Source organism: Rhodococcus sp. KBW08, from assembly GCF_003852455.1.
Classification (GTDB): Bacteria; Actinomycetota; Actinomycetes; order Mycobacteriales; family Mycobacteriaceae; genus Rhodococcus_F; species Rhodococcus_F baikonurensis.
Genome location: NZ_QAJJ01000005.1, coordinates 385,081 through 410,091 on the forward strand (window position 1 = coordinate 385,081; position 25,011 = coordinate 410,091).

Here is a 25,011-nt window from a genome sequence, read left to right on the forward strand (position 1 = left end):
CAGGGACTCCTCAACCGCGCACAGGGCTGCAGGCCCTACACGTCGAGGAAACGAACGTCCCGGGCATTGCGGGTGATGAAGCTGCGTCGCGCTTCGACGTCTTCGCCCATCAGCACGCTGAACAGCTCGTCGGCAGCAGCCGCGTCGTCGAGCGTGACGAGACGCAGAACGCGCACCGTCGGGTCCATCGTGGTTTCCCACAGCTCCTTGGCGTTCATCTCGCCGAGGCCTTTGTAGCGCTGGATGCCGTCGTCCTTGTTGATCTTCTTGCCGGACTCGAGGCCGGCCTTGACCATCGCGTCGCGCTCACGGTCGGAGTACGCGAATTCCGGCTGCGCACCCTTCTGCCACTTGAGCTTGTACAGCGGCGGCTGCGCGAGGTAGACCTTGCCGTGCTCGACGAGCGGCCGCATGAAGCGGAACAGCAGCGTGAGCAGCAGCGTTGCGATGTGCTGACCGTCGACGTCGGCGTCGGCCATGAGCACGATCTTGTGATAGCGCAGCTTGGCGATGTCGAACTCGTCGTGGATGCCCGTGCCGAACGCGGTGATGATCGACTGGACTTCGGTGTTCTTGAGGACGCGATCGATACGCGCCTTCTCGACGTTGATGATCTTTCCGCGAAGCGGGAGGATCGCCTGGTACATCGAGTCTCGGCCGGACTTGGCCGAGCCGCCTGCGGAGTCGCCCTCCACGATGTAGATCTCGGACTTCTCCGGATCGTTGGAGCGGCAATCGGCGAGCTTGCCCGGCAGGCCACCGAGGTCTGTCGCGCTCTTACGACGGACCAGCTCACGCGCCTTACGTGCGGCGACGCGGGCCTGCGCCGACGAAACAGCCTTGTTCACAATGGTTTTCGCGTCGGCGGGGTTCGCCTCGAACCAGTGCGCGAGGTGCTCGTTGCACGCTTTCTGCACGAAGGACTTGACCTCGGTGTTGCCGAGCTTGGTCTTGGTCTGACCCTCGAACTGGGGTTCACCGACCTTCACCGAGATGATGGCCGCGAGTCCCTCACGGATGTCGTCACCGGTGAGCTTGGGATCCTTGTCCTTGAGCAGCTTCTTCTCGAGCGCGTACTTGTTGACCGTTGCGGTCAGTGCGGCGCGGAAGCCCTCTTCGTGGGTGCCACCCTCGTGGGTGTTGATCGTGTTGGCGAAGGTGTGCACGGACTCCGAGTAGCCGGAGTTCCACTGCATCGCGACCTCGAGCTCGTGGCCGGTGCCCTTGGCGGTGAAGCCCACGACCGAGTTGTGGATCGGGGTCTTGCTCTTGTTGATGTGCCGGACGTAGTCCTCGAGTCCACCGGGGTAGTGGTAGATGCGAGTCTTGGACTTACGCGGCGCTGCCTGAGCAGCTTCTTCGGCTTCTTCGGCAGCAGACTTGGGAGCCTCGGCCACCTCGGCGGCTTCGTCGTCGATGACCTCGGCGCGCTCGTCGGTCAGCGTGATGGTCAGGCCCTTGTTGAGGAAGGCCATTTCCTGCAGACGACGCGCAACGGTCTCGAAGTTGTAGCGGGTGGTCTCGAAGATCTCGGGATCGGCCCAGAAACTGACGGTGGTGCCGGTCTCCTTCGTCGGATCGCCCTGTACGAGCTCTCCCGGCTTGGAATCGGTGTACGTCTGCTGCCACCGGTAGCCGTCGACCTTGATGTCGACGTCGAGCCGGGTGGAAAGCGCGTTGACCACCGAGATACCGACGCCGTGCAGACCACCGGAGACAGCGTAGGAGTCGGAGTCGAACTTGCCGCCGGCGTGCAGCTGGGTCAGCACGACCTCGACGGTGGGGACTCCGGAGGCGTGCATGCCGACCGGGATGCCACGGCCGTCGTCGATGACGCGGATTCCGCCGTCTTCGAGGAGGGTGACCTCGACCTTGGTGGCGTGTCCGGCCATCGCCTCGTCGACCGAGTTGTCGACGACCTCCCAAATGAGGTGGTGCAGGCCGCGTTCACCGGTGGAACCGATGTACATGCCTGGACGCTTACGTACCGCCTCGAGTCCTTCGAGGACGGTGATGGACGACGCGTTGTAGTCCTTGCTGGAAGTGCTTGTATCTGACTTCTGGGCAGCCACGGGTGGGTAGCTCTCCTTCTCCGTCAATACTCGAGCGCAGCCGTCAGCAAGCCCTTGCGGGTGTCGTCGGAGCGGGTTCGAGAATGTTGCCGCTAGTTACCGTTGACCATCTTACTGGTAAGCACCGACTAGAAGCGGCCAATGACACCCCTGGCTGCGCCGCAGACGAATTTTTACGATCCCCTGAAGGTGAAACGCTAGGAACTTTGCTTCTCCGAGCGACGCTCTCTCAGGCTCGCGATAAATGCCCGCGCATGTTCGGCAACTTCGCCCGGATGTGAAAACGGCGACCAGTGTCCCGCGGCAATTTCGCGTCGCTGCAGGTCGGAGACCCATTTTTCGGTGTCTTCGTATCCCACCGGACGAACGGCTTTGTCGTACTTGTTCAAAATGAGCTGAACAGGCACGTCCGTGTACCGATCCCGCGGCTTGCCGAGAGACGGCCGGATATTCGCGCGATAGAGCTTGAGTCCGTTCACCATGTCGTCCGCGATGGTGGGCGCGGTGTTGACCACACGGGGGTCCAGACCGTCGAAGAAGCCCAGAAATGCCGGCCAGTGCTTGGAGAACCACAGACGCAGCGGAAGGGTGCAGAGGCCCGGAATCTGGAACAGAACGGTGTAGGCCGACGCGATTCCCTGCGCCGCCGGACCGAGGAAACGACGCTTGGACGCGCTCGCCCGGATCCACTTGCCGAGATGATCGAGATTCGGGCCCGAGATGGACGAGAACGACGCGATCTTCTCCTCTGCACCCGGCTCGCAGACCGCTTCCCAGGTTTCGACGGACCCCCAGTCATGCGCCAGGACGTGCACCGGCTTGCCGGGGCTGACCGCGTCGATGACGGCAAACAGATCGCCGGCCAGTGCGCTCAGTTGGTAGTCCTGCACCCTCGAGGGGATCGTGCTCTCACCGGCCCCGCGGCTGTCGTAGCTGACGACGCGGAAATCGTCCGCCAGCAACGGCACGATGCGGTTCCACAGTTCATGGGTGTCGGGCCACCCATGCACCAGGACGATGGTCTCGCCGTCCGCTTTGCCCTGCTCGAACACAGCCAGGCTGACGGAACCGTTGGTCACGCGACGCGCGGTCACGGCATGGACAGGAGAGTGCTTCGACATTGTCGAACCCTTCGGAGTCGGGAATATCTAGAGATCGAGAACGAGACGTCCACCGTCGGAACGGGATACGCAGATGAGCATTTCCGTTTCCTGTTCGGTGTCGGTCAGACGCCTTTCGCGGTGATCGGGTTTACCCGCGAGCACCTTCACACGACAGGTTCCGCAGAAACCCTGCTGACACGAGTACCCGACACCGGGCAACGTCTTCTTGATGACGTCGAGCGCGGACTCGTCGGCGGGCACGGTGAGCACCTGTCCCGAATTGACCAGCTGCACTTCGAATTCTTTGCCGTCGATCACCGGCGGAGCCCCGAACCGCTCGAAATGCAAAGCAGTGGATGGTGTATCGCGGAAACCGCGGCGGACGGCGTCGAGCATGGGCGTCGGGCCACAGCAGTACACGGCACCGCCGACCGGTGCTCGCCCGAGAAGGTCTGCGGTGGTGGGCAATCCGAACTCGTCGTCCGGACGCACGAAGACACGCTCGGGATCCCAGGTTGCGATCTCGTCGAGGAACGGCATGGATTCACGGGAGCGGCCCGAGTACACGAAGTACCAGTCCATTCCCAATTCTCTTGCTGCACGGACCATTGCGATGATCGGCGTGATGCCGATGCCACCGGCAACGAACAGAGCGCTACCTTCTCCGACGAAAGGGAATCCGTTACGAGGGCCGCGAACAGTGACGTGCTCGCCGGGCTGCAGGGCGTGCATCTCGATGGAACCGCCACCGCCGTCGGGGATTCGGCGCACCGCGACGCTGTATCCCGTGCGATCGGCAGGGTCGCCGCACAGCGAGTACTGCCGCCGCAGACCCGAAGGTAGATGGAAGTCCAAGTGCGAACCCGGATGCCACTGCGGGATCGCTGAACCGTCGGCAGATTCGAAACGGAGGCGAACGACGTTCTCGTCGGTGGCCACCACCTCACGCGTGGTGACCACCATGGTCATGGCCGTGTCGGGGTTGTGGCCCGCGATCTCGGGGTTGTAGTCGTAGGCCGTCAACACCCGAAGGTACTTGTCCGCCAACAATTCCGTGATGCGCATGGCACGGTCGGGACGGCTCTTGCCGGACAGATCGGGTGGCGCCGGAAAACGCGGCAACCCGTCGTGACCGGAGATGACGTCCTTGACCCTCGAGAGTGAAATCACCGTGCGGCCGCCTGCGCTGCGGGTGACGACGCCAGGTATTGCACCGCCTGGGCGGTCGAGCCCTCTTTGCTGGGGTGGTACGACTTGCTGAAGTACGTCGACATCCGTTTGGCCAGCTCGAACGACGTGGGAACCGTGCCTCGTTTACCCGCCGCGATGAAATCGGACAGGTGAGGGCGTCGACGGCTGGGAGCCTGAGCGGCCAGTTCGGGATCGTTGCGCATGAGGAACCTGGTGCCACGAATCCACAGCCACACCAGTACCGGCGTGACGACGATCTGCGTTCGGATGCGGCGTGTCTCGCGCTTGTCGAAGTAGCGCATCACGTCGTACGCGACGGAGCGGTGTTCGACCTCTTCGGCGCCGTGCCAGCGGAGCAGATCGAGCATGGTCGGGTGCATACCGGCTTTGTCGAGTCCCTTGGCGTTGAGCACCCAGTCACCGAGGAAAGCCGTGATGTGTTCGATGGCCGCGATGATCGCCAAGCGCTCCACCAGGTGATTCTCGGCACGCAGTCCTGTCATCGGACGCGGTCCGAGCAGTTTCGAGAAGGTCCACTCCATCTGCTGCGTGTACGGCGTCGGATCGAGACCGTTTTCCTTGAGATGGACCAGGACGCCCGAGTGCGCGTTGGAGTGCATCGCCTCTTGGCCGATGAATCCGACGACGTCTTCACGGAGTTTCTCGTCCTCGATGAGAGGAAGAGCTTCCTTGAAGGTCTCGACAAACCATTCCTCACCGGCAGGGAGGAGAAGATGGAGCACGTTGAGAACGTGTGTGCTGAACGGATCGCCCGGAATCCAGTGCATGGGCAGATCGGACCAGTCGAACTCGACATTGCGAGCCTGCAACAGGATGTGATCCGGCTCGGCGAACGACGAAGCGGGTGTCGATATCTTCTGCGACATCTAGCTACTCCTTCATGCCTGCCGATCGGTAGGGAACGACAGCCTTGTGACACAGTTCACTCACTAGCGAGTTTTAACTGTAACACGAAGTAATAGGTAGAACCAGGGCCTGGTTGAGTTTTCCTCAGCCGTACGTATCGCGAGGTCCGCGGCCTTTCACATGCCTTTCACCCTTGCGCCAGCTAGGCGCGCTCGGACCGGTGATGCGCAGCGTCTTCACGACACCGTCACCGACGGCAGCAGCGATCTTGGCCAGGATCTGGGACTGCATCATGCGCAACTGGGTAGCCCACGCCGTCGACTCGGCGGAGATACTGAGAACACCTTCTTTCAGAGAAATCGGCTCGGCGTGCGCGGAGATGTCTTCACCGACGACCTGCGGCCACCGACCGAGGACCGTGCCCTCGGACACCTTGGGGGACCACCCACGCGACTTGGAGATAGCGCTGGTGAGAGCACCGAACGGCTGAGGGTCCCGCGCATCCGGGCCGGGGCCGGACCAACCGCTGCGCCGACGCGGGCGGCCGCTTCCGTATTTGGGCGAAGAACGCCCCTGCCCGACGGCCTTGCCGTTGGCCTTGGCTGTCGCGCGCGCCTCCTCGAGGGCACGGCGCGCCAGATCGATCCCCTTGAGCTCGGGCTCCGGAGCCGCGCTGCTGTCTTCAGTCATCGATCTCGACCTCCTGATCCGTCGAGCCTACGGGCACTATCCGCGATATCCGACCGTCTCCGGTATCGGAAGCTTCGACGCCGAACTTGGTCGCCTCGAGTTCGTCCGGCACGTCCTCGGGAACAGCGGCCGTGATCAGCACCTGTTCTGCGGTGGCGGCAACGGTGGCGAGCGCACGACGCCGACGACGGTCCAATTCTGCGAACACGTCGTCGAGCATCAATACCGGGTCGCTGCCGTCGGCGCGTAGCAGGGCGAAACCTGCCAGTCTCAGCGAAAGCGCAAAAGACCACGATTCACCATGGCTGGCAAAGCCTTTCGCCGGACTGTCGCCGAGAATCAGCTCCAGGTCGTCCCGATGCGGACCGACCAGACACACTCCGCGATCAATTTCCTTCGATCGCATCTGCGCCAACTCGAGATGGAATCTCTCCTCGAGGTACGCAACGTCGTCGATACCGGAAATCCTTGCAGGGTCGGTGAATTCGGGATCCAACGACGCACCCAGGCTGCTCTTGTATCGAATCGAGGCCGGCCGGGATTCGGGCGCGATGGAACGATACGACTCCGCCAGGTGCGGCGCCAGATCGTGGACCAACTCGAGGCGCCCAGCCAACAATTGTGCGCCGTGAGCGGCCAGATGCCCGTCCCACACCTCGAGGGTGGAGAGGACGTTGTCCGACTCACCACCACGAGAACCGCGGCGCAAAGCCGCACCGGCAGTTTTGAGCAGCGCCGAACGCTGGCGTAAAACTTTGTCGTAATCCGCACGGACAGCAGCCATTCGGGGAATCCGCGACGTCAACAACTCGTCGAGATAGCGTCGACGATCACCAGGATCACCACGTACCAACGACAGATCTTCCGGCGCGAACATCACCGACTGCAAAATCCCCAGCACTTCGCGTGGGCGACGCGTCGGAGACTGATTTATCCTGGCGCGGTTGGACTTTCCCTCGATCAGTTCGACGTCGATGGTCAGTTCGCGCCCGTTGTTGACCACTGTTGCACCGGCAAAAGCACTGGCGGAACCGCTGCGGATCATCGGTGCATCCGTGGACACTCGATGAGACGACAGCGTCGACAGATACCCGAGTGACTCGAGGACGTTCGTTTTACCGTGCCCGTTCGAACCGAGGAAAACGGTTGTTCCCGGTGTGAGGTCAAGCGTCAGCGAATCCCAGGATCGGAAGTCCCGCAGCGAAAATCTACGAACGAACACTTAGCTTCCAGAAGCCGAATTCTTGGGCGAAGCGCTCTTTACCGCGTGACCACCGAACTGATTGCGCAAGGCGGACACAGCCTTCATGGCCGGTGAATCATCCTGTCGTGAAGCAAATCTCGCGAACAGAGCAGCGGAGATGACGGGAGCGGGCACAGCGTGCTTGATGGCTTCCTCGACGGTCCAGCGGCCCTCGCCGGAATCCTCGGTATAGCCCGTGATCTGCGCAAGCTCCGGATCCTCCTCGAGGGCGTCGACAAGCAGATCGAGCAACCACGAACGTACGACGGTTCCCTTCGACCAGGCTCGGAGCACACCGGGAACGTCCGCGATCAGGCTTTCCGCCTCGAGGAGCTCGTACCCTTCGGCATACGCCTGCATCAGGCCGTATTCGATGCCGTTGTGCACCATCTTTGCGTAATGACCAGCACCGACCGGGCCGGCATGGACAAAACCGTCGGCCGCGTCGCCGTCGGGGCGAAGGGCGTCGAAGATCGGCATTGCCTTCGCCACGTCGGGTTCGGATCCGCCCACCATCAGTCCGTAGCCGTTCTCACGGCCCCAGATGCCACCGGAGACACCGCAGTCGAGGAAACCGATCTCACGGGCGCCCAACAGCTCGGCATGAACGGCGTCGTCGGTGAAGCGAGAGTTTCCACCGTCGATGACCAGATCGCCGCCCTCGAGGGCATCCGCCAGTTCGGCAATGGTGCTCTGAGTGATTTCGCCGGCAGGAACCATCACCCACACGACTCGAGGTCCCTCGAGGGAAGCAGCGAGTTCGGCAAGAGACCCGACGTCGGTGACTTCAGGTCGAGGGTCGTATCCGATCACCTCGAGGCCATGCGCGCGCAAGCGCTCACGCATGTTGAAGCCCATCTTGCCGAGACCTACGAGTCCGATCTTCATACTGTTCTCCCTGGTCAGGCGCGAACTGAAGTGCGGGGTACCACTCAGCCCGGAAGGCGAACCGGCATCAGCAGGTACGTGTACTCGCTCGAGGGCGCCGCGAAGTTACCGGACTCGTCTGCCGTGGGCTCTTCCTCGGCCGCGGGGCGAAGAACAGCCGGGCGGCTGGGAGTGGTGAAGCCGAACAGAACGTTTTCGCTGTGAAGCGAGTTCAACCCGTCGATCAGGTAACCGGGGTTGAACGCAATGGTGAGTGCTTCGCCCTGGAACGAGGCGTTGAGCGTCTCTTCCGCGCGGCCGGCGTCGTCGCCACCAGCGGAGAGGAGCAGGCCGTCAGCGGAGAACTGCATGCGAACCTGTGCGCCACGCTCGGCGACGAGTGCCACACGCTTGATGGCCTCGATGAGAGGCGTGACCTCGACCGTTGCCATCGCGGTGTGCTGAGCGGGCAGCAGCTGACGGAACTTCGGGAACTCGGCGTCGAGGAGACGCGTCGTGGTGCGGCGTCCGTCGTTGACGATGCCGAGAAGTCCGTCGTTTCCGATGGTCGTGCCGGAACCGAGAGCCAACTCGACCGGCGAATTTGCATTGCCGGCAAGCGTTTTCGCGGACTCCGACAGAGTCTTGGCCGGGATGAGAACAGCAGCCTGGACGTCGGGATTTGCCGGAGTCCACTCGAGTTCACGCACAGCGAGACGGAAACGGTCGGTAGCGGCGAGGACGATCGAATTCTGTTCGATCTCGACACGGATACCCGTGAGCATCGGAAGGGTGTCGTCCTTGCCGGCTGCAACGGCTACCTGGCTGATGGCTTCGGAGAACAGGTCGACGGGAATGGACCCGGACTGCTGCGGAAGCGTCGGAAGCTGGGGGTAGTCCTCGACCGGCATCGTGGGCAGGGAGAACTTGGCGCTTCCGCACGAGATGAGCACGCGAGTGCCCTCGAGGGTCACATCGACCGGCTTGTTGGGAAGCGACTTGGTGATATCGGCAAGGAGGCGACCCGAGACGAGTGCCTGGCCTGCAGTTGTGACATCTGCCGAGACGCGGACCTGCGCAGATACCTCGTAGTCGAACCCGGAAACGGTGAGGCCGGCTTCGGTTGCGTCGAGAAGAACTCCGCCGAGAACCGGCACAGGCGGCCTCGAGGGCAGGCTACGAGCAACCCACGCTACTGAATCAGCGAACTCTTCCCGGGAAACGCGAAACTTCAGGCTTCCAAGCTCCATCGCCGGGTTATTCCTCTCGGTAGGCATGTTCGTCTGCTGCGGATCTGCATCAGCTCACTTGAAGTCTGACACAGACCAAGCGATGCCCACCGTATGCCCTCGAGGGCGCAAGTGGAAAGCCGAAGCCGGGACGAGCGCAGCCTGAGGCGAGGTTCTCAACAGGAGTTGTCCCCAGAACTATTTTCAAAGAGCTTTTCCTAGGAAATTCTCAGTAGTAGTAATAAGTCCTGTGCAATCTGTGGAGCAACGGTTGTCGACGCTGGTAGGTCCCCTCGAGGGCCTGTGCACTTCTCGAGGACAGACTCGAGGACCAATCGACCCCCTCTGTGCACTCTCTGAAAGTTTTCGGATTCCTCCTCGAGAACTCCACAGACTTTGAGAGTTATCAACACAGTTATCCACAGATGTGAATACTTTTCACAAGAAACGAAGAGTTTGTTCTCATCGGCGTGTCCGACTCCGGCGTGTCGTCCCTCGAGGTGGACAACCGCCCTCGAGGGACCGCATGTGGAACCCTTCGAATACACCGATGCCGCTCGAGGGAAACCTCTGCCTCGAGCGGCATCGATCGAAATAAGTGCAGGTCAACGCTTGGAGCGCTGCTTGATCCTTGCGGTCAACTCCTGAACCTGGTCGTACACCTTGCGACGTTCCGTCATTTCTTTACGGATCTTCTTGTCGGCGTACATGACCGTCGTGTGGTCACGGCCGAACGTCTGACCGATCTTCGGCAATGACAAATCGGTGAGCTCACGGCACAGATACATCGAGATCTGGCGGGCCTGAGCGAGTGGCCTGGCCTTACCCGGCCCACACAGGTCGTCGATCGACATGTTGAAGTATTCGGCCGTCACCGCCATGATCGTCGCCGCGTTGATCTCGAGGCTCGACGAATCGGGCATCAGATCTCGCAGGACCACCTCGGCCAACGTCAGATCCAACGGCTGACGGTTGAGCGAGGCAAAAGCCGTCACGCGGATCAACGCGCCCTCGAGTTCACGAATGTTGCGCTCGATACGGCTGGCGATCAGCTCGAGGACGTCGTGCGGGACCTCGAGGCGATCCATCCTCGCCTTCTTGCTCAGAATCGCGATGCGCGTCTCGAGCTCAGGCGGCTGAACGTCGGTGATCAGGCCCCACTCGAAGCGCGTCCGCAGACGCTCCTCGAGGGTTGCCAACTGCTTTGGCGGACGGTCCGAGGAGACGACGATCTGCTTGTTCGCGTTGTGCAAGGTGTTGAAGGTATGGAAGAACTCCTCCTGGATACCTTCCTTGCCCTCGATGAACTGGATGTCGTCGACCAGCAGGACATCCGTTTCCCGGTATCGACGCTTGAACGCGACCTTGCGGTCGTCACGAAGACTGTTGATGAAGTCGTTGGTGAATTCTTCGGTCGAGACGTACTTGACCCGCATGCCGGGGAACAGTCGCTGTGCGTAGTGGCCGGCGGCGTGAAGAAGGTGCGTCTTGCCCAGGCCCGAAGCTCCCCAGATGAACAAGGGGTTGTACGCACGCGCCGGCGCCTCCGCGATCGCGACGGCAGCGGCATGCGCGAATCGGTTGGACGATCCGATCACGAAAGTGTCGAAGGTGTACTTCGCGTTGAGACTGTTCGCGCCGGACCCAGAAGCAGAAGGAGTAGCGGGCGGCTTCGTGAAGTACGACGGCCACGATTCGTGAACGCTTGCCAGTGCTTCGCGGTCGTCGTCGACTTCTTCGGACTCGGCAGTCTCGGAGTCCGACGGTTCGCCGTCGCCTTCGGTGAACCGTCGACGACGGTATGCGCCGGAGGAGTTGACCGACTCGAACTGACGGCTGCCCGTGCGCTCCTCGACCGGTTCGGCGGGTGCGTCGGCATCGTCTTCGAGTGCGATGCGGACACCGAGTCCCTCGACCTGGCCGCCGAGGTGGCGGCCGAGTGCCTGCAGGATCGGCTCGCGGAGATCGCGCTCGATCGTTTCTTGAGCAAATGGCGATGGAACCGAGAGGAGTGCAAAACCCTGAGCAAGTGTGAGAGGCCTCACCAGACGGACGAATGCCTTCTGCTTGCTGCTCAAAGCCGGAAGATTACTTCCGGGGTCATCACTCGTGAGTTCTGCAACCACGTCGACCCAGACCCGTGCGAGCGCGTTGGGATCGTCGTTCACGTGGTTCCTTCCCGTGTTTCGCCGACAGTGGGTGTGCTGCAGCTGCCGAGCGTATGGCTGCGGCGTCGAATGATTCGGTGGATTACCACCCGGGGTGAGAACCCCGTAACAGGCTACGAATATGCCACCTGGGCTGTGTTTCCACACAATTATCCACAGATGTGGACAAACCTGCACTGAGTCGGTTTTTTCGTCAACCAAATTCGTCAAAGTGATCGAGAAATTGATCTACCTGCAACTTTGCTGGAACTCGAGGCGTTCGCCACTTGGTGTCGGGGATGCGTCAACACTCACAGCCCTGTGGATGAATGTGGAAACTCGGGATTCGGGGTCGCGTCCGGCGCTCATCCCCGTATGTGCTGATGAGGCCTTGTCGAGAGCACGCGCAGGTGGAACTGTCCGGGTTGCCCGCAGGCCACCTGCGGTCCGTAGCGGAACTGTTGCCAAGGTCACACTTGCCGCCTCGCTCGAGGTCACGGCCGTATGCACACCGAGAATGGAATCTGCGGAATAATGGAAGTGTCGGCGTGTCGCCGCAGTTGCCGCGGAAGGGCTCCGAATCGGGCTGGTTTGACCTTGGCAACGGTGGTAAGTAACCTCGAACGGTCACCCGCTGGTGGTGATCGCTTCGTGCTGGCTACATATGTCAGGTCGGATCGGTCTTCCAAGCCACAACGAGTGAAGTTGATTGTTCTGTACCTGTTGGATCCAAAGACGCCGTAAGGCGTCGATCACTGAATGACGCCGGGAGGCGTCAATGAACTTCGAGGAGTGTTGACCGTGGCCAAGGGCAAGCGGACGTTCCAGCCGAATAATCGCCGCCGCGCGCGTGTTCACGGCTTCCGTCTTCGTATGCGTACCCGTGCGGGTCGTGCAATCGTTTCGGCGCGTCGCCGTAAGGGCCGCGATTCCCTCACCGCCTGATCTGATTTCGAGTTCAGGAGCTCGGGGTGTTGCCTGAGCCGTTCCGGTTGCGTCGCCACGCGGATTTCTCCGTGGCGGTGCGACGTGGGCGTCGTATGGGAAGACGCGACCTTGTCGTGCACGCGTTCGATCGCGAGCAAGTAGAGGCGCTGGTAGTAACAAATCACGGTCCCCGTTTCGGGCTGATCGTGAGCAAGGCTGTCGGGCCGGCGGTGATTCGACATCGAGTCGCACGCCGGCTTCGTCATATCTGTGCAGATTTCGTCGGACAGGTTTCACCGGAGACGGACGTGGTAATCCGCGCACTTCCGGGCGCAGCTACCGCCAGTTCAGCTGAACTGGCCAAGCAGTTGCGTGGGGGCCTGACCAAAATGAACCTATTGGTGTCGGTAAGTGAAGAGCCATGAGTACTCCGCTCTCTGAGCAGATCGAGACTCCCAGAGCCTCCCGTGTCATCACGGTGTTGAAGGCTGTGCGTCGCGCTCCCGCCACTGTTCTCATCTTCTGTATCGAGTTGTACCGGACGTATGTGTCGCCCTTGAGGATGCCGACCTGCCGGTTCACCCCCACCTGCAGTGAATACGCAGTCGAAGCGCTGCGCACTCACGGGGCGATCAAAGGCCTTTTCTTGACTGTGGTGCGGTTGGCGAAGTGTGCCCCCTGGCATTCTGGAGGGTGGGACCCTGTCCCTGCCCGTCGTGACCGTGATGCGGGTAGCCGCCATAGCTGTCCGGAAGCACGCGCAGCGTGTCACAGTCCGACGGACGAACAGAGGAGTACTTAGAGCCGTGCTCAATTTCATCTACTATCCGGTATCCGCGATTCTGTGGGTCTGGCACAAGGTCTTCGGGTTCATTCTCGGCCCGGACAACGGAATAGCCTGGGCGCTTTCCGTGGTGTTCCTGGTGTTCACCTTGCGTGCGGTTCTGTACAAGCCGTTCGTGAAGCAGGTCCGCACGACCCGCCAGATGCAGGAACTGCAGCCACAGATCAAGGCATTGCAGAAGAAGTATTCGGGCGACCGTCAGCGCCAGGCCGTCGAGATGCAGAAGCTCCAGAAGGAGCACGGATTCAACCCGATCATGGGCTGTCTGCCGGTCTTGGCTCAGGCACCGGTGTTCATCGGTCTGTTCCACGTCCTGCGCTCGTTCAACCGCACCGGCACCGGCATGGGCCAGCTGGGCATGAGCGCCGAGGACAACCTCAACACCCCGAACTACGTCTTCTCGGCCACTGACGTCCAGTCGTTCCTGGATGCTCGTCTGTTCGGCGCACCCATCTCGGCGGCAATCACGACGCCGGTTGCTCAGCTCCAGGCTTACGTCACCGAGAACGTTCCCGAGCTTCCGTCACGCCTGAACATCATTCTCGTGGCAGCTCCGCTGATGATCATCGCCAGCATCGCGACGCACTTCAACTCCCGCGCTTCGGTTGCACGTCAGAGCGAAGCAGCTGCCGCGAACCCGCAATCCGCGATCATGAACAAGCTCGCGCTGTACGTCTTCCCGCTCGGCGTTCTGGTCGGTGGACCGTTCCTTCCGATCGCGATCCTCCTGTACTGGGTGTCGAACAACATCTGGACCTACGGTCAGCAGCACCTCGTCTTCCGCAAGATCGACGCCGAAGAAGAAGCCAAGAAGCAGGAAGCGATTACCCGTCGCAACGACAATGCGCCCAAGCCCGGTGCCCGTCCCGATCCCAGTAAGAAGAAGGGATCCCCGGCTGCGCTGAAGACCGCGGATTCAGCCGACGACGACGGCGATGCCCCGGAAGTTTCGCTCAAGAAGCCACAGCCGAAGCCCTCGGGTTCCAGTGGTGGTTCCACGTCGAAACCGAAACAGAACCGGCCACAGAGCAACCGCGGCAACTCCCCCAAGCGCAATAAACGGCGCTGATCCAGGAAAGAGAACGACCAATGTCCAGTGAAGCTGACATCGTTGTGGATGGAGAGAACGCAGACGTGAGCACCGAGACCACTGCGCCGGTTACCGATGTGGATGTAGACATCGACGATTCCGATGACGATTTGATCGAAGAGGGCGAGATCGCCGGCGACTACCTCGAGCAGTTGCTCGACGTTCTCGATTTCGACGGAGACATCGACCTTGACGTCGAGGGCGATCGGGCGATCGTCAGCATCGACGGCGGCGACGACCTGACCAAGCTCGTGGGACGCAAGGGTGAGGTTCTGGATGCTCTTCAGGAGCTGACTCGTCTGGCTGTTCAGCAGTCGACCGGAGAGCGCAGCCGCTTGATGCTCGACATCGCCGGGTGGCGTGCGGGCCGGCGCGAGGCACTCAGTGCTCTCGGTGCGGAAGCTGCACAGCGTGTTCTCGAGACCGGCGAACGCGAAGAGCTTGCTCCGATGACGCCGTTCGAACGCAAGATCGTGCACGACGCCGTCGCCAAGGTCGCCGGTGTTTCCAGCGAGAGCGAAGGCGCTGAGCCGTCTCGCCGAGTGGTTGTCCTCAAGGACTGACACTCCCCCTTGATCGAATGCGGGCCCCGGATTTTCCGGGGCCCGCTTTTGTGTCCGAGAGGTGTTTCACGTGAAACCGAATCCGGCGGCACGGTGAAGGTCGGGTGCTTATCGTTGTCGACATGTCCTACGAGCGCTCCGGATTCCCTCTCGGATTGATGACCCTTGGGGCCTTGATAGGGATGCTCGTGTGCGGCCTGAGTTATTGGCCCGTGGTCTTCGAACTGCAGCAGAAAATGAAAGTCCAGCCTTTCCCGCCGGGCGGTCTGAAGTATTGGCTCTGTTGGTTGTTGCCGCTGGGAGTAGTCGCCGTCGTATTCATTCCACTTGCACTGGCGTGGCGATCCGGGAGACCGGTCATGCTCAGCTTCGCGATTGCCTTCTTGTTCGTCGGGGGTGCACTGTGCATGTTCGGATATTCGATCGACAACATGCCGTACTACATGTGAGCCCCTCCCCTCCCCCAGACCGAATAGTCGGCCTTCGTTTCACGTGAAACCAGATCGTTGGTTGTTGCCCCGCGCCCTGGATCTCCGCCCCAGATTACCGCCACAATGGATCACCGACGTGACGTCGTCAGGCCTGCTGGCAAGGTCGTCGCCTTCGGCACTGGCATCCGATGACCGACAACCCGCCAGCCTTCACCTCCTCCGCCTCCCGATCGGGCCGTCGTCAACAACGATCAAGAAGTAAGTAGCATCCACACATGCACGTCGACATCGAAGGCGCCACCCGTATCGCCCGCCTCGCCGCAGAATTCGACTGGACCTGGGCCGTCGACGACCTGGAACCCTTCTGCGCACAGGCTGGATGGGAACTCGTCGAACTCAGGCAAGGTGGCGGCTCGATACGAACGAACCTTCATGTCAGCCGGCCGAAGGCGAACATGTTCAGGCGGAACCGTTCGATGCACTACATCTCAATCTTCGTCTCGGACCTGGCAGATCTAGGTATTCCCAAGGCAAAAGTTCGCCCGTTGCTGGTCGAGGGGTTCACGAACCTCGATGTGGCATTTACCGCACTCCTGGGGACAGCCACGAGCGCCGAACCCGGACCTGAAGCAACTATCCGGTGGGATCTGCCGAAAGCGGTCATTACGCTGAACCTGGGTTTCAGTGCGAGTCACCTCGCTCTGAAGAGTCCGAAGTATCAGGCATGGATGGATGAGCCTGAACCGGAGTACGAGGACGAGGACTAGCGATCGAGGTCAGCGAGATCGCATCCGGTGTGGGAACAGGTTTGCGCGCTCCTCACACGAATCGGACCACTCACATCGAATGGGCTTCGTCGCCACGCAAAGTCGATGATGCTGTTGTGTGCTTCGGGGGTGAGATCGGCGGCGACTACTTTGCCGAGCAAGCAGGAATCGACCTCATTTACAAGGGCTCCGGTCAATACACTGCGGACCGGGTCGGGGTAATCACGGGACCGCCCTGAGCTCGGTTGACTCGCGGGGTGTGCGCGATCGGCGTCGCGCCCACACCCACTGCTGGTGTCGGCACGAGAGCGGGTCCGGGCTGTTCGAGGTGGAATGACTTGGCGGTGCCCGGATCGAACTAGTAAGCGGTGATCTTGTTGGTTCCGGGTTCGGTATGCACCAACAGATAGTCGTAGTCCTTGCCGTCCAACAACTCCTGCTCCAAGCGCGGATCGTAATCGCGCAGAGCCTGAAGCGCTTTCGAATCCAGGCGCAGGAATTCATCCTGCACATAGGCCAGTGTCACCTGCTCGACTTTGATCTTCCCGCCGACATCGGGCTCCACATCGAAGGCGAACTCTCCGATGAGCGATATGTGTTGCGAAGCTCTTCGGATTGATTCGCGGTTTGTGATGCCAATTCTCCGGTCCCCCGCAACGGGAGAGTCATGCCGACGCGATGAGATATCGGAACTGTCCGAGACTTGGTATCGAAGACCATCCGCGTCAAAAAATGGACTGCGTCAGACTGACCGAGTCGGCTCGGCAGCCCGACGTCCGCGATTTTGTGCAACCGCTTTTTCGTTGAAAATTGCCCATTTTGGATCAGAATTCCATCCATGTAACTACCCACTGCAGTTTCGTCACTGTGATGATACTAGGAATCGCGTTGCCATCCGCATTCGATCGCCCGGCTATGTTTCACGTGAAACGCATCAGAATTGGAAGATTCGTCAGCGCGATGTTTCACGTGGAACGTGAACCCCTCCCCTCCCTCGCTTGAATTTCGGTCTGAATACTTCCCAAAGAATGAGCGAGTCGGCAGACTCACAGCGAGTCGGTGTGCAGAAGCGAACACATGTCGGCTTCAGAGCGGATAATGATTTCGGTCTTGATTGTTGATTTCGCGGTTTACGCGGGAGGATGTTTCACGTGGAACAGAATGGTGCGGCGTCGGTTGACTGGGACGAACAAGAGACTGCGCGCGCAGTGTTCGGTGACAGATACGAGATCGCGGAACGGTACTACCAATCCCTTGCGACGGATGGTGTCGAGCGCGGGCTCATTGGTCCCCGTGAGGTTCCTCGGCTGTGGGAGCGCCACCTTCTCAATTGCGCAGTGATCGGTGAACTGATCGCCGAAGGTGAGTCGGTTGTGGACGTAGGAAGCGGCGCCGGCCTACCCGGAATCCCTCTCGCGATCGCCCGCCCGGACTTGAAGGTGACTCTCGTCGAACCATTGCTTCGACGTTCGGTGTACCTCGCGGAGTTCATCGAGTCGAACGGATTGGACGTACTGGTTGTCCGCGGGCGAGCCGAGGAATCGGGTGTCGTGAAGGAAGCAGGCGGTGCGGACGTGGTCACCTCACGGGCCGTGGCGCCTCTGGAGAAGCTCGCACGTTGGTCCCTTCCGCTCATCCACGAGCACGGTCGGATGCTGGCACTCAAGGGTTCGAGCGCCGCCGAGGAGATCGAGCGGGACCGAACGGCGCTCACCAAATTGGGCGCAGGTAAGTTGGAAATACTCGAATGTGGAGCCAAGATTCTCCGCACCCCCACCGTGGTGGTGAAGGCCGAACGTCTCCCGAAGCGTCGCCAGCGTTGATGATTTACACGCATGCAATCGAGAGCAATGTACAGATGATGAGAGCACCTAGTGATCGATTCCCAATCGAAGGAGCAGTCAATGTCGGGTCGATCTGAATCCGCCGTTTCACGTGAAACACCGAAGCAGCACACGAGCGCGGGTGCGGATCAGATTGTCAACGACGACGACAATTTCACCGCCCCCTACGCGGCGATCTCTTCGGAGGAGACTCCCATCGGGGCGGCCGCGCATCGAGCGAGCCAGGTGCTTCATCCACATTCGGTGACACTGCCGAAACCGGCGTTCCGTCGCGTAATCACCATCGCGAACCAGAAGGGTGGCGTCGGTAAGACGACGACCACGGTGAACCTTGCGTCAGCGCTCGCTCTTCAAGGACTCACGGTCCTGGTAGTCGATTTGGACCCTCAGGGCAACGCCAGCACGGCGCTGGGCGTCGTCCATACCTCGGGCACCCCGTCGAGCTACGAGTTGCTCATAGGCGAAGTGAAGGCCCCGGAGGCGATTCAGACCAGCCCGCACAGTGAGCGGCTTCTCTGCATTCCCGCGACGATCGATCTGGCAGGCGCCGAGATCGAATTGGTCTCCATGGTTGCCCGCGAGAATCGACTCAAAGGCGCGCTCAACGACAAGGTGCTCGCAGAGCTAGACGTCGACTTCGTCCTCATCGACTGCCCGCCCTCGCTGGGACTGCTGACCGTCAACGCGATGGTCGCTGCCAAGGAAGTTCTGATCCCGATCCAGTGCGAGTACTACGCCCTCGAGGGGGTCGGTCAGCTGCTCCGCAACATCGAACTCGTCCAGGCTCATCTGAACCCGGATCTGCATGTCTCCACCGTCCTTCTGACGATGTACGACGGGCGTACCAAGCTGGCCGATCAGGTCGCCGAAGAAGTACGCAAACACTTCGGCGAGGCCGTCCTACGCGCAGTGATTCCACGCAGCGTGAAGGTTTCCGAGGCTCCCGGATACGGAATGACAGTTCTCGATTACGACCCAGGTTCACGTGGCGCCATGAGTTACCTCGACGCCGGACGCGAACTTGCCGCCCGCTCTGCCACCACGACGACCCAGGAGCAGTGAGATGAGTCAAGCACGCAAAGGTGGATTGGGCCGCGGCTTGGCTGCTCTCATTCCCACTGGGCCGGCGACGGCGCCGGGTCTGGGATCGGCTGCAGCGGACGTCGTAATCGGCGTCGACAAGCGCAACCCCTCCCCTCCCCCACCGACGAAGGCCGCCCCGAAAACGCCGAAAGCCACCAAGGCGACGGCTGCCAAGGCCGCCGTCGAAGCGGAGCCGGAGACAGAACTCGAGCCGACCGGCGCGGTCTATCTCGAGATCGAACCGAGCCTGATCGAGACGAACCCGAAGCAGCCTCGCAGCGTTTTCGACGAGGAAGCACTCGCGGAGTTGGTTCACTCGATCCGCGAGTTCGGCTTGATGCAGCCGATCGTGGTCCGTCGTCACGGTGACAAGTACCAACTTGTCATGGGTGAGCGTCGCTGGCGTGCGAGCCAGGAAGCCGGGCTGGAGAAGATTCCGGCGATCATTCGTGAAACCGATGACGACTCGATGTTGCGCGACGCGCTCCTCGAGAACATCCATCGAGTGCAGTTGAACCCCCTCGAGGAGGCAGCGGCGTATCAGCAGTTGCTCGAGGAGTTCGAAGTAACGCACGAAGAATTGGCCAATCGGATCGGACGTTCGCGTCCCGTCGTGACCAACATGATTCGTCTGCTGAAGCTGCCGGTGGCGGTTCAGCGCCGTGTGGCGGCCGGCGTACTTTCGGCCGGCCATGCTCGCGCACTACTGTCCCTCGAGGCGGGTGCCGACGCGCAGGAAGTCATGGCGGCGCGCATCGTCGCGGAAGGAATGTCGGTTCGGGCGACGGAGGAAGCCGTCACTCTTGCCAACCGGGCGGACAATGAGATCGCTCCCCCGCAGAAGCGCAAGCCCATCGTGATGCCGGGTCTGCAGGATGTGGCCGAACGTTTGTCGGACTCGTTCGACACCCGGGTGACTGTCAGTCTGGGCAAGCGGAAGGGAAAGATTGTGGTCGAATTCGGCTCGGTCGACGACCTACAACGCATCGTCGGAATGATGGAAGCGCAGAAATCGACGTAGTGAACTCGGACGCCCGTTTGGTGACGTAATGACGATGACCGGGCACACCACCTATTTTCGTCACTGTGACGAATTTAGGTGGTCCGAGCTTCTCGAAATCTTGAACCGGGACGAAAGATGTTGAACAGCAATACATTAGAGCGATCAACTCTCGCGCCACTGCCGACTCGGTACAGCTGGCCTATCCTGGAGAAGAAAATAGCGGCGGGCGAGCATCGAAACCGCTTCGGGGACCTACGGAGAGTGAGTTAGTCAGTGTCGACTCACGTCATCACCTCTCTCACGCTCGACAGCCTCGATCAGCTTTCCGCCCATGCGCGTCGATGCGTGTTCTGGGAGATGGACCCGGGCGCGCTTCACGACGCCCGAGGATTCTGCGATCAGGAATTCGAGAAGGAAGCCTGGCTGTCGATGGTCATGCTCGAGTGGGGTTCGTGCGGACAGGTCGCCGTCCGCGACGGAAAGCCGCTCGGCAGCGCGCTGTACGCCCCTCCCCGCATGATCCCACGCGCGCAACTGTTTCCCACCAGTCCGGTCAGTTCGGACGCAGTGCTTCTCACAAGCCTTCGCCTCGAGCCCTCGGGCATAGAGGAAGAGCTAGGGCCAAGCCTGCTGGCCGCTGTCGTGACAGATCTGGTTCGACGCGGAGTTCGTGCGCTCGAAGCATTCGGTATCCGTAGCGACGACCTGGGACCTGCTTCCGACGTGGCCAGTGCAACGGCAGCTCTGGAATGTTCACCCGCAGAATGCATGATCAGTGCCGAGTTCCTCGAGGATTACGGTTTCGAGGTTGTGGCACCGCACCATCGTTACCCGCGCCTTCGCCTCGAGCTAAATCGAGACCACGAATGGAAAGTCGACGTCGAAGAAGCCCTCGACCGTCTACTGAAGGCCGCAGCTCTCGAGATGGTGGAGATCAGCGAACTCGCCAGAGTGTGAACAGGTGCCGACCGCAGGACCTACGAAATGCGGTCGGCTACCGAAAGTTCTTCTGCGAGAAGCTCGGCGAAGGTGAAGGTGCCGGTCGGCTGATCGTCTTGACCCAGCAGATACAGCCGCTTGACCGAGATCAAGATGGCTTCGGCGATGGTGTCACGCATCCGCGGATTCGTCAGTACCGCAACGTCGGACGCGTTTGACAGGTAGCCGAGATCGATCTGCACCGTCGGCATGTTGGTGAGGCGCAACAACTCCCACGTCCGACCGTGAGTTCTGCAGTCCCGCAACGGGGTTCGCGCAACGATCTCGCGCTGAACGAAACCGGTCAACACCTGCCCGATCATCGAGACCGAACCGTGCGAATTGCCGAAGTGGAAGCTCGCGACGCCGTTCGCCGATGGGCTCGAGTTACTGTCGCAGCGCAGCGAGATCATCAGATCGGCGTCGAATGCGTTGGACGTCAGTGCGCGCTCGGCCTCGGTCGGATCGGCGTTGTGCGGTCGGGAGAGGAAGGTTTCCATCCCGGTTGCAGCCATCCGCCCCTCGAGGCGCATGGCCAGATCCCAGAGGATGTCGGCTTCGGAGATGCCGTTGACGATGGTGCCGGTGGACGGCCCACCGAGGCCTGGGTCGATGACGATGCGCTTTCCACCCAGCTGCGGGCCCTTGCGCCTGACCAATTCCTCTTCGCTGATCGCATGTGGCGATCCGCCGGTGACGCGAGTTCCCAGCAGTTCCAGTGAGCGCAGTGTCTGCGGTCCGCAGATACCGTCGGCCGCAATCCCGATTTCGCGCTGGAAAGACGAGAGAGATTCGTGGGTCTGCGGGCCGAAGAAACCGTCGACCCGGCCTGCGTAGAAGCCGAGGTCCTGCAGTTTGGCCTGCAGAGCTGCGACGTCGTCGCCGTAGAGCGGCGCTGACAACTGGTAAATCAACGTGCGGGCACCCAGGCGGTACGAGGCCTCACGAAGTGACCGATAGGTTGCCGGACCCACAATGCCGTCGACAAGGAGCCCACGCTGCTGCTGGAAGGCACGAACGGCACTGTCAAGTTGATGATCGAAGATGGCGTCGGGTGCAACCCAGTGGGCACCGTCGGCGCTTTCACGTCGAATGCCGGAAGTTCCGTGATGGAGGTATCCCAGCTTCGTCAATGTGCCCCGAATCTCGGCGACGGCCGGGCCGTGATCGCCGTGTCGGAGTCTGTGCATGCGTGAAAGCCTCTCGGATCGGTCAACGAATTCGATCGATGTGCCTGGTCGTAGACCCGATCAGGCACATCGATCGATTATCTCAGAAATTCTGTGGATTGCGAGAATCCACGATGCTCACTCGCTCGTCAGAGAACGTCTGCGAGGTCCTTGAGCAGCGCGGCCTTGCCCTTGGCGCCGACGATCGTCTTGATCGGCTTGCCGTCCTTGAACAGGATCATCGTCGGGATCGACATGACCTGGAAATCGCGCGCGGCCGCCGGGTTGGCATCGATGTCGAGCTTCGCAACGGTCAGCTTCTCGCTGTTCTCGCCGGCGATCTCCTCGAGGACCGGGGCGACCATCTTGCACGGGCCGCACCAGGTTGCCCAGAAATCGACCAGAACGGGCTTGTCGCTGCCCAGGACGTCCTGCTTGAAGGAATCGTCGGTGATGGTGACGGTATTCGACACTGTTACTCCTCGAGGGTTGGGTACGACAGCTTGGTGAATCAGGGAGCGCCGACGACGTCGACCGTGTGGCCGGCTGCGTCGAGCGTGTTGGCGGTGATGTCGCCGCGGTCGGCCAGCCAGCGTTCGGCGTCGATAGCTGCGGAGCATCCGGTGCCGGCAGCGGTGATCGCCTGACGGTACGTGTGATCGACCAGGTCACCGGCAGCGAAGACGCCGTCGACGGAGGTCGCGGTGGAACCGGGGGCGACGCGGACGTATCCGGCGTCGTCGAGGTCTACCTGGCCCTTGACGAGCTCACTGCGCGGGTCGTGGCCGATGGCGACGAACATGCCGGTGATCTCGAGTGTGGAGGTCTCGCCGGTGACGGTGTCGCGCACGACGAGGCCGGTGACGCAGTTCTCACCAAGCACCTCGACGGGCTCTGCATTGGTCAGGAAGCGGATCTTCTCGTTCGCCTTGGCGCGCTCGAGCATGATCCGTGAGGCGCGGAACTCCTCGCGGCGGTGCACCAGGGTGACCGAGCGAGCGAAGCGGGTGAGGAAGGTTGCTTCTTCCATCGCGGAGTCGCCGCCGCCGACCACGACGATGTCCTGGTCACGGAAGAAGAAGCCGTCGCAGGTGGCGCAGGCGCTGACGCCGCGGCCGAGGAGGCGTTCTTCACCGGGAATGCCGAGGTAACGGGCAGCCGCACCCATGGCAAGAATGATCGCGTGCGCGGCGTATGTTTCGCCGTTCGCGACAACAGTCTTGATCGGGCCGCTGAGATCGATCTCCTCGACGTCCTCGGTGCGGATGTCGGTGTCGAAGCGAAGTGCCTGCTCACGCATCTGTTCCATCAGGTCGGGGCCCATGATTCCTTCGCGGAATCCGGGGAAGTTCTCGACCTCGGTGGTGGTCATCAGGGCGCCACCGAACTGGGTTCCCTCGAAGAGCAGGGGCTGGAGCTCAGCGCGCGCGGTGTAGACACCAGCGGTGTAGCCGGCCGGTCCGGAACCGACAATGATGACGTCATGGACCGCGGGCGTGTTTTCCAGCTGGGTGGTCATGCGAGCCTTCCAATAGTGAGTGCAGACCCTCCGCTTCTTGGAGAGCCGTACCGATCAACACCAGGATAAGGGGTGTTGTTCCCGCACTCGGCTGGAAAGTGGCTCACAGCCGGCAGCTCACAGCGCGGGGCTCACTGGGCGGGGCGCAGTGCCTCCCGAACCACCAGCGCGTCCCGAACCACACAGCGCGTGCCGGTGTAGATGGTGGGCATGCACTTGTTGCAGTGGATGCACAGTCCCTCGTCGGCGCTCTCGGCCTGGAATTTGTTGACCAGTTGCGGGTCCCTGAGGAGCGCACGCGCCATGGCGACGAATTCGAATCCTTCATCCAGTGCGTGGTTGACGGTGTCGACGCGGTTGATGCCGCCGAGCAGGATCAGCGGCATCCTCAGTGCCTGCCGGAACTGACGGGCGTAGGGAAGGAAGAAGCCCTCCTCGAACGGGTACGTCGGAAAGAGTTTGGGACCGTAGAACTTCAACCCGTACCCGACGAGTTTCGGTTGGGAGGCGACGAATTCAGCCAGTGGTACCTCGCCACGGAAGAAGTACATTCCGTTGAGAAGTGAACTGCCACCGGTCAATTGCATCGCGTCCAGGTGGCCGTCGCCTTCGAGGATCTGTGCGATCGGCAGACTCTGGTCGAGCCACAGACCTTTCGGCACCCCGTCGGACATGTTGAATTTCGCGGTGACCGCTACGTTGGATCCAGCGGCCCGTCGCACCGCTTCGATGACTCGACGCGGATACTCGGCGCGCTTGGCGACGCTGCCACCGTATCGATCGTGGCGCTTGTTCAGATTGGGGCTCATGAAGGAACTGAGGAGATAGTTGTGACCGAGATGGACCTCGATGGCGTCGAATCCTGCGTCCACTGCGACGCGGGCGGTCCGTTCGAAGTCGGAGACGACACCGTCGAGTTCGGCAAGTGTCGCGCCTTTGGCGAGGCCCATCGCGGGCGGACTCAGCCGGGTCGACGGCGCCAGAGTCTTCGTCTTGTTGGAAAGTGTATTGGCGACCAGTCCCGCGTGGCCGATCTGCGCCGCGGCAAGTGCGCCTTCGGCGTGGACGGCGTCGGTCAGCCTGCGCAGTCCCGGCAGCGCGCGCTCGTCCATGACAAGGGTGTCGCGGTGGACGCGTCCACCTGGTGAGACGGCGCAGTAGGCGACAGTGGTCATCGCGGCCCCGCCCCGAGCCACTTCGGCGTGGAAGTTGATCAGATCGTCCGAGACCGCTCCCCTGGGCATGACGCCCTCGAACGTCGCAGCCTTGACGATGCGGTTACGCAAGGTCAGGGGGCCGAGACGTGCGGGTTCGAATATCGACGGTGTGGGCGCTGTGGTCATTTTCAACTTCCTGCGGCGGCCTGATCTTTACGATGCCAGTG

The 25,011-nt window shown here is 61.4% G+C and carries 25 protein-coding genes; 11 read left to right on the top strand and 14 right to left on the bottom strand.

The genetic code is table 11. The annotated features are described in order from the left end of the window. Positions 1 to 35: 35 nt before the first annotated feature. From gyrB to dnaA, 9 genes are all read right to left on the bottom strand, one after another. Positions 36 to 2,072, bottom strand: coding sequence for a DNA topoisomerase (ATP-hydrolyzing) subunit B (gene gyrB / locus DBV08_RS07290; protein ID WP_003942515.1), 2,037 nt, complete (start codon positions 2,070 to 2,072; stop codon positions 36 to 38). Positions 2,073 to 2,269: 197 nt separating this feature from the next. Next, positions 2,270 to 3,193: an alpha/beta fold hydrolase gene (locus DBV08_RS07295; RefSeq protein ID WP_007729179.1), complete on the bottom strand. Its 924-nt coding sequence runs from the start codon at positions 3,191 to 3,193 to the stop codon at positions 2,270 to 2,272. 27 nt (positions 3,194 to 3,220) lie between these two features. After that, positions 3,221 to 4,342, bottom strand: a complete 1,122-nt coding sequence (locus tag DBV08_RS07300) for a PDR/VanB family oxidoreductase (RefSeq protein WP_095969667.1) — start codon at positions 4,340 to 4,342, stop codon at positions 3,221 to 3,223. Further along, entirely contained in the window at positions 4,342 to 5,253 is a 912-nt protein-coding gene (locus tag DBV08_RS07305) for a metal-dependent hydrolase (protein WP_003942578.1), read from the bottom strand. Before DBV08_RS07305 ends, DBV08_RS07300 begins: the two co-directional genes overlap by 1 nt. A 124-nt stretch (positions 5,254 to 5,377) precedes the next feature. After that, the gene (locus tag DBV08_RS07310; RefSeq protein WP_003942471.1) at positions 5,378 to 5,923 is read right to left on the bottom strand and encodes a DUF721 family protein; all 546 of its coding nucleotides are present in this window, start codon (positions 5,921 to 5,923) and stop codon (positions 5,378 to 5,380) included. Continuing rightward, on the bottom strand, positions 5,916 to 7,145 hold the full coding sequence (gene recF, locus DBV08_RS07315) for a DNA replication/repair protein RecF (protein ID WP_124566983.1): 1,230 nt from the start codon (positions 7,143 to 7,145) through the stop codon (positions 5,916 to 5,918). The genes DBV08_RS07310 and recF overlap by 8 nt, the downstream gene beginning before the upstream one ends. Then, positions 7,146 to 8,054: a phosphogluconate dehydrogenase (NAD(+)-dependent, decarboxylating) gene (gnd, locus tag DBV08_RS07320; protein WP_124566984.1), complete on the bottom strand. Its 909-nt coding sequence runs from the start codon at positions 8,052 to 8,054 to the stop codon at positions 7,146 to 7,148. 44 nt (positions 8,055 to 8,098) lie between these two features. Next, positions 8,099 to 9,283: a DNA polymerase III subunit beta gene (gene dnaN / locus DBV08_RS07325; RefSeq protein WP_007729165.1), complete on the bottom strand. Its 1,185-nt coding sequence runs from the start codon at positions 9,281 to 9,283 to the stop codon at positions 8,099 to 8,101. Positions 9,284 to 9,867: 584 nt separating this feature from the next. Then, the gene (dnaA, locus tag DBV08_RS07330; RefSeq protein WP_095969313.1) at positions 9,868 to 11,430 is read right to left on the bottom strand and encodes a chromosomal replication initiator protein DnaA; all 1,563 of its coding nucleotides are present in this window, start codon (positions 11,428 to 11,430) and stop codon (positions 9,868 to 9,870) included. 780 nt (positions 11,431 to 12,210) lie between these two features. Between dnaA and rpmH the strand changes: the two genes are divergently transcribed. The 7 genes from rpmH to DBV08_RS07365 all read left to right on the top strand — a co-directional run bounded on the left by rpmH (position 12,211) and on the right by DBV08_RS07365 (position 16,031). Beyond that, a complete protein-coding gene (rpmH, locus tag DBV08_RS07335; RefSeq protein ID WP_003942540.1) occupies positions 12,211 to 12,354 on the top strand; it encodes a 50S ribosomal protein L34 in 144 nt (47 codons plus the stop codon). A 26-nt stretch (positions 12,355 to 12,380) separates the two neighbouring features. Continuing rightward, entirely contained in the window at positions 12,381 to 12,761 is a 381-nt protein-coding gene (rnpA, locus tag DBV08_RS07340) for a ribonuclease P protein component (protein ID WP_003942450.1), read from the top strand. Beyond that, positions 12,758 to 13,138, top strand: coding sequence for a membrane protein insertion efficiency factor YidD (gene yidD / locus DBV08_RS07345; protein WP_007729147.1), 381 nt, complete (start codon positions 12,758 to 12,760; stop codon positions 13,136 to 13,138). The genes rnpA and yidD overlap by 4 nt, the downstream gene beginning before the upstream one ends. A gap of 4 nt (positions 13,139 to 13,142) precedes the next feature. Beyond that, positions 13,143 to 14,249, top strand: coding sequence for a membrane protein insertase YidC (gene yidC / locus DBV08_RS07350; protein ID WP_003942570.1), 1,107 nt, complete (start codon positions 13,143 to 13,145; stop codon positions 14,247 to 14,249). Positions 14,250 to 14,269: 20 nt separating this feature from the next. Continuing rightward, on the top strand, positions 14,270 to 14,833 hold the full coding sequence (locus DBV08_RS07355; RefSeq protein WP_003942504.1) for a protein jag: 564 nt from the start codon (positions 14,270 to 14,272) through the stop codon (positions 14,831 to 14,833). Positions 14,834 to 14,955: 122 nt separating this feature from the next. Continuing rightward, positions 14,956 to 15,282, top strand: a complete 327-nt coding sequence (locus DBV08_RS07360) for a hypothetical protein (RefSeq protein WP_124566985.1) — start codon at positions 14,956 to 14,958, stop codon at positions 15,280 to 15,282. 257 nt (positions 15,283 to 15,539) lie between these two features. Continuing rightward, complete coding sequence (locus tag DBV08_RS07365) at positions 15,540 to 16,031, top strand: DUF6301 family protein (RefSeq protein ID WP_124566986.1); 492 nt, start codon at positions 15,540 to 15,542, stop codon at positions 16,029 to 16,031. A gap of 358 nt (positions 16,032 to 16,389) precedes the next feature. Here DBV08_RS07365 and DBV08_RS32245 read toward each other — a convergent pair whose 3' ends face one another. Next, the gene (locus DBV08_RS32245; protein WP_185564495.1) at positions 16,390 to 16,557 is read right to left on the bottom strand and encodes a hypothetical protein; all 168 of its coding nucleotides are present in this window, start codon (positions 16,555 to 16,557) and stop codon (positions 16,390 to 16,392) included. 616 nt (positions 16,558 to 17,173) lie between these two features. Between DBV08_RS32245 and rsmG the strand changes: the two genes are divergently transcribed. The 4 genes from rsmG to DBV08_RS07385 all read left to right on the top strand — a co-directional run bounded on the left by rsmG (position 17,174) and on the right by DBV08_RS07385 (position 20,918). Then, positions 17,174 to 17,854, top strand: a complete 681-nt coding sequence (gene rsmG, locus DBV08_RS07370; protein ID WP_019746204.1) for a 16S rRNA (guanine(527)-N(7))-methyltransferase RsmG — start codon at positions 17,174 to 17,176, stop codon at positions 17,852 to 17,854. An 81-nt stretch (positions 17,855 to 17,935) separates the two neighbouring features. After that, positions 17,936 to 18,937, top strand: coding sequence for a ParA family protein (locus DBV08_RS07375; protein WP_003942510.1), 1,002 nt, complete (start codon positions 17,936 to 17,938; stop codon positions 18,935 to 18,937). Between the two features lies 1 nt (position 18,938). After that, the gene (locus tag DBV08_RS07380; protein WP_124566987.1) at positions 18,939 to 19,979 is read left to right on the top strand and encodes a ParB/RepB/Spo0J family partition protein; all 1,041 of its coding nucleotides are present in this window, start codon (positions 18,939 to 18,941) and stop codon (positions 19,977 to 19,979) included. A gap of 255 nt (positions 19,980 to 20,234) precedes the next feature. Beyond that, entirely contained in the window at positions 20,235 to 20,918 is a 684-nt protein-coding gene (locus DBV08_RS07385; protein WP_007729135.1) for a hypothetical protein, read from the top strand. Between the two features lie 20 nt (positions 20,919 to 20,938). Here DBV08_RS07385 and DBV08_RS07390 read toward each other — a convergent pair whose 3' ends face one another. The 4 genes from DBV08_RS07390 to nox all read right to left on the bottom strand — a co-directional run bounded on the left by DBV08_RS07390 (position 20,939) and on the right by nox (position 24,970). Continuing rightward, positions 20,939 to 22,129 carry an N-acetylmuramoyl-L-alanine amidase gene (locus DBV08_RS07390; RefSeq protein WP_124566988.1) on the bottom strand — a complete coding sequence of 397 codons (1,191 nt, stop codon included), beginning with the start codon at positions 22,127 to 22,129 and terminating at the stop codon, positions 20,939 to 20,941. 128 nt (positions 22,130 to 22,257) lie between these two features. Beyond that, complete coding sequence (gene trxA / locus DBV08_RS07395) at positions 22,258 to 22,581, bottom strand: thioredoxin (RefSeq protein ID WP_003942530.1); 324 nt, start codon at positions 22,579 to 22,581, stop codon at positions 22,258 to 22,260. A gap of 38 nt (positions 22,582 to 22,619) precedes the next feature. After that, positions 22,620 to 23,627 (bottom strand): thioredoxin-disulfide reductase, encoded by a 1,008-nt coding sequence (gene trxB / locus DBV08_RS07400; RefSeq protein WP_124566989.1) that lies wholly within the window; start codon positions 23,625 to 23,627, stop codon positions 22,620 to 22,622. Between the two features lie 131 nt (positions 23,628 to 23,758). Then, positions 23,759 to 24,970 (bottom strand): 4,4'-dithiodibutanoate disulfide reductase, encoded by a 1,212-nt coding sequence (nox, locus tag DBV08_RS07405; RefSeq protein WP_124566990.1) that lies wholly within the window; start codon positions 24,968 to 24,970, stop codon positions 23,759 to 23,761. Positions 24,971 to 25,011 lie beyond the last annotated feature (41 nt).

Coding starts and splice junctions, on each gene's coding strand:
- DBV08_RS07295 (WP_007729179.1), bottom strand. CDS start 3,193: ATGTCGAAGCACTCTCCTGTCCATGCCGTGACCGCGCGTCGCGTGACC.
- DBV08_RS07305 (WP_003942578.1), bottom strand. CDS start 5,253: ATGTCGCAGAAGATATCGACACCCGCTTCGTCGTTCGCCGAGCCGGAT.
- DBV08_RS07310 (WP_003942471.1), bottom strand. CDS start 5,923: ATGACTGAAGACAGCAGCGCGGCTCCGGAGCCCGAGCTCAAGGGGATC.
- gnd (WP_124566984.1), bottom strand. CDS start 8,054: ATGAAGATCGGACTCGTAGGTCTCGGCAAGATGGGCTTCAACATGCGT.
- dnaN (WP_007729165.1), bottom strand. CDS start 9,283: ATGGAGCTTGGAAGCCTGAAGTTTCGCGTTTCCCGGGAAGAGTTCGCT.
- yidD (WP_007729147.1), top strand. CDS start 12,758: ATGAGTACTCCGCTCTCTGAGCAGATCGAGACTCCCAGAGCCTCCCGT.
- DBV08_RS07355 (WP_003942504.1), top strand. CDS start 14,270: ATGTCCAGTGAAGCTGACATCGTTGTGGATGGAGAGAACGCAGACGTG.
- DBV08_RS07360 (WP_124566985.1), top strand. CDS start 14,956: ATGTCCTACGAGCGCTCCGGATTCCCTCTCGGATTGATGACCCTTGGG.
- DBV08_RS07365 (WP_124566986.1), top strand. CDS start 15,540: ATGCACGTCGACATCGAAGGCGCCACCCGTATCGCCCGCCTCGCCGCA.
- rsmG (WP_019746204.1), top strand. CDS start 17,174: ATGTTTCACGTGGAACAGAATGGTGCGGCGTCGGTTGACTGGGACGAA.
- DBV08_RS07375 (WP_003942510.1), top strand. CDS start 17,936: ATGTCGGGTCGATCTGAATCCGCCGTTTCACGTGAAACACCGAAGCAG.
- DBV08_RS07380 (WP_124566987.1), top strand. CDS start 18,939: ATGAGTCAAGCACGCAAAGGTGGATTGGGCCGCGGCTTGGCTGCTCTC.
- DBV08_RS07390 (WP_124566988.1), bottom strand. CDS start 22,129: ATGCACAGACTCCGACACGGCGATCACGGCCCGGCCGTCGCCGAGATT.
- trxB (WP_124566989.1), bottom strand. CDS start 23,627: ATGACCACCCAGCTGGAAAACACGCCCGCGGTCCATGACGTCATCATT.
- nox (WP_124566990.1), bottom strand. CDS start 24,970: ATGACCACAGCGCCCACACCGTCGATATTCGAACCCGCACGTCTCGGC.